We start from the raw sequence: 3,821 nt of genomic DNA, 5'->3' as shown, positions 1-3,821 counted from the left end.
TCGCGTGGAATGGTTGAAAACCTATCCAAGAGGATTTTGAAATGGCAGAGATTACTGCAGCGTTGGTTAAAGAACTGCGTGAGCGTACCGGCGAAGGCATGATGGATTGCAAAAAGGCCTTGACCAAGGCTGGCGGCGACATCGAAAAAGCCATTGATGACATGCGTGCTTCCGGCGCCATCAAGGCTGCCAAGAAAGCAGGCAACGTTGCTGCTGAAGGCGCTATCGCTCTGGTTGAAGACGGCAAGGCTGCCGTTCTGCTGGAAGTGAACTCCCAGACCGACTTCCTGGCTCTGCAGGACGACTTCAAGGCATTCGTTGCTGCCAGCGTCAAGAAAGCATTCGACGACAAGCTCACTACCGTTGAGCCGTTGATCGAAGCTCAAGAAGCTGATCGCCTGGTACTGGTCGGCAAGGTTGGCGAAAACGTCAACATCCGTCGCCTGGCCCGCATTGAAGGCGTTGTGGTTGGTGGTTACCTGCACGGTAACAAAATCGGCGTCGTGGTTGCCCTGAAAGGCGGCGACGTTGAGCTGGCAAAAGACATCGCTATGCACGTAGCGGCCAGCAACCCGGAATTCCTGCTGCCATCGGAAGTGTCCGCTGACGCAATCGAACGCGAAAAAGCCGTGTTCCTGAGCCTCAACGCTGACAAGATCGCCGGCAAGCCGGAAAACATCGTTGAAAACATGATCAAAGGCCGTATCAGCAAGTTCCTGGCTGAAGCGAGCCTGGTTGAGCAGGCGTTCGTCAAGAACCCTGAAATCAAGGTTGGCGAACTGGCCAAGAAAGCCGGTGCTGAAATCGTTTCCTTCACCTACTACAAAGTAGGCGAGGGCATCGAGAAGCCGGTCGACAACTTCGCTGAAGAAGTTGCTGCCCAGCTGGCTGCCGCCAAGCAATAAGACAGTTTTCAACTGTCGCCGAAAGAGGCTGCCCGCTCACGCGCGCAGCCTCTTTTCAAATGGGAAGGCCAATTTTTATTTGGCTTCCTTTCGGAACTGGCTTACAAAGCCGTGTTCCGATGGCGCTGTGATAGCGTCCAGCTAGAGTGAACGCAAGCCGTAAACGGCTCGCCAAGAATTTTTAAAAAATACGCCGCAGGAGAGATTCGCAATGGCTCAGCAGGGCAGTGGTTATCAGGCTCGCTATAAACGCATTCTACTCAAGCTCAGCGGCGAGGCCCTGATGGGCTCGGAAGAGTTCGGGATCGATCCCAAGGTGCTCGACCGCATGGCGCTCGAAGTCGGCCAACTGGTCGGCATCGGCGTTCAAGTCGGCCTGGTGATTGGCGGCGGTAACCTGTTCCGTGGCGCGGCACTGAGTGCTGCCGGTATGGACCGGGTCACTGGCGACCACATGGGCATGCTGGCCACTGTGATGAACGCCCTGGCCATGCGCGACGCCCTGGAGCGCGCCAATATCTCGGCCATCGTGATGTCGGCTATTTCCATGGTTGGCGTGACTGATCATTATGATCGTCGCAAAGCCATGCGCCACCTGAACGCCAAGGAAGTCGTGATCTTTGCCGCAGGCACGGGTAACCCGTTCTTCACGACCGATTCGGCTGCCTGCCTGCGTGCCATCGAAATCGATGCTGACGTGGTGCTCAAGGCCACCAAGGTAGACGGCGTCTATACTGCCGACCCATTCAAAGACCCGCATGCCGAGAAGTTCGATCATCTGACCTACGATGAAGTGCTGGATCGCAAGCTGGGTGTGATGGACCTGACGGCTATTTGCCTGTGCCGCGACCACAAGATGCCGCTGCGCGTATTTAACATGAACAAGCCCGGCGCCCTGCTGAATATCGTACACGGCGGCGCGGAAGGGACTCTGATCGAGGAAGGCCAACAATGATCAACGAAATCAAGAAAGACGCTCAAGAGCGTATGCAGAAATCCCTGGAGTCTCTGGCCCATGCATTTGGCCAGATTCGTACCGGCAAGGCTCACCCAAGCATCCTGGGTAGTGTGATGGTGCCGTACTACGGCGCAGATACCTCCATCACCCAGGTGGCCAACATCACCGTAAAAGACTCGCGCACCCTGCAAGTCGTGGCTTTTGAGCGCAACATGCTCGGCGCTGTCGACAAAGCCATCCAGAGCGCTGGCTTGAACCTCAACCCGACCAACCTGGGCGAGTTGTTGCTGATCTCCATGCCAGCCCTGACCGAAGAAACCCGTAAGGGCTTCACCAAGCAGGCGCGCAGCGCAGCTGAAGATGCGCGGGTTGCAGTGCGTAATATCCGCCGTGATGCGCTGGGCGACCTGAAGAAACTGGTCAAGGACAAAGAAATCAGCGAAGACGAAGAACGTCGCGCCGTCGCCGATATCGACAAGCTGACCAAAGATGCCGAGGCCCAGATCACCAAGGCTACGGAAGAGAAAGAAAAGGACCTGATGGCCGTATAAGGGGTCAGGACACCTTCATGGAAAAGACCAAGCAGACTGTGCCCTCTGTGGTGCCGCGCCATGTCGCGATCATCATGGACGGGAATAATCGCTGGGCGAAAAAACGCTTTATGCCGGGTGTCGCCGGGCATAAAGCGGGTGTCGATGCAGTGCGCGCGGTGATTGAGGTATGTGCCGAGGCCAAGGTCGAAGTGTTGACCCTGTTTGCCTTCTCCAGTGAGAACTGGCAACGGCCGGCCGAAGAAGTCAGCGCCTTGATGGACCTGTTCTTCAAGGCTTTGCGTCGTGAGGCCAAGCGCCTCAACGACAACAACATCAGCCTGCGTATCATCGGTGACCGTTCGCGGTTTCATCCGGAGCTGCAGGCGGCCATGCGCGAAGCTGAAGCCATCACCGCTGGCAGCAACCGTTTTGTACTGCAGATCGCGGCCAACTATGGCGGCCAGTGGGATATCGCCCAGGCCGCGCAGCGCCTGGCTCGCGAAGTACAGGCCGGGCACCTGCGGCCCGACGACATCACGCCCGAATTGTTGCAAACCTGCCTGGTGACCGGTGACCTGCCGTTGCCGGACCTGTGTATCCGCACCGGTGGCGAGCACCGCATCAGCAACTTCCTGTTGTGGCAGTTGGCCTACACCGAGCTGTACTTCTCCGACCTGTTCTGGCCGGACTTCAAACACGATGCCATGCGTAATGCGCTGGCCGATTTCGCTTCCCGTCAGCGCCGCTTCGGTAAAACGAGCGAGCAGATCGAAGCTGGAGCCCGGGTTTAAATGCTTAAACAACGAATCATCACCGCACTGATCCTGCTGCCGATCGCCTTGTGTGGGTTTTTCCTGCTCGACGGTTCCGGCTTTGCGCTGTTTATCGGCGTGGTCGTGACCCTGGGTGCCTGGGAGTGGGCGCGTCTGGCGGGCTTTAATGCGCAATTGCCACGCGTGGCCTACGCCGCTGTTGTAGCGCTGTTGCTGTTTCTGATGCATACCCTGTCGAGCATCGTGGTGCCTTGGGTATTGGGCGCTGCGGTGCTGTGGTGGGCGCTCGCGACCTTCCTGGTGCTGACCTTTCCGCGCACCAGTGGCCATTGGTCCAGTGTTGCCAGCAAATTGGTGATTGGCTTGTTGATTTTGCTGCCGGCCTGGCAAGGCCTGGTGGAAATCAAGAATGCACCGATGGGCAACTGGCTGATCATGGCGGTGATGGTATTGGTGTGGGGTGCCGATATTGGCGCCTACTTCTCTGGTCGCGCCTTCGGCAAGCGCAAGCTGGCCCCGGCTGTCAGTCCTGGCAAGAGCTGGGAAGGCGTCTACGGCGGCTTGGCGTTGACCTTGCTGATCACGCTCGTAGTGGGTGTTGTGCGCGACTGGTCGGTGAAGGAAATACTCCTGGCCCTGCTGGGTACGGCGG

At 57.7% G+C, this 3,821-nt stretch carries 5 protein-coding genes; all 5 read left to right on the top strand.

The features are described from left to right. Positions 1-41 precede the first annotated feature (41 nt). Complete coding sequence (tsf, locus tag FEM54_RS26965) at positions 42-905, top strand: translation elongation factor Ts (protein WP_138453694.1); 864 nt, start codon at positions 42-44, stop codon at positions 903-905. Positions 906-1,116: 211 nt separating this feature from the next. Continuing rightward, positions 1,117-1,860, top strand: a complete 744-nt coding sequence (gene pyrH / locus FEM54_RS26960) for a UMP kinase (protein ID WP_003172271.1) — start codon at positions 1,117-1,119, stop codon at positions 1,858-1,860. Then, complete coding sequence (frr, locus tag FEM54_RS26955; RefSeq protein ID WP_138453693.1) at positions 1,857-2,414, top strand: ribosome recycling factor; 558 nt, start codon at positions 1,857-1,859, stop codon at positions 2,412-2,414. Before pyrH ends, frr begins: the two co-directional genes overlap by 4 nt. 17 nt (positions 2,415-2,431) lie before the next feature. Continuing rightward, positions 2,432-3,187: a polyprenyl diphosphate synthase gene (gene uppS / locus FEM54_RS26950; RefSeq protein WP_017137143.1), complete on the top strand. Its 756-nt coding sequence runs from the start codon at positions 2,432-2,434 to the stop codon at positions 3,185-3,187. Continuing rightward, positions 3,188-3,821, top strand: a 634-nt coding sequence (locus tag FEM54_RS26945) for a phosphatidate cytidylyltransferase (RefSeq protein ID WP_138453692.1), incomplete at its 3' end; no start/stop codon positions are given.

This window comes from Pseudomonas edaphica, from assembly GCF_005863185.1.
Lineage (GTDB): Bacteria > Pseudomonadota > Gammaproteobacteria > Pseudomonadales > Pseudomonadaceae > Aquipseudomonas > Aquipseudomonas edaphica.
Note: the sequence above shows the minus strand (reverse complement) of the source record. Positions and strands in the feature narration are given on the sequence as shown.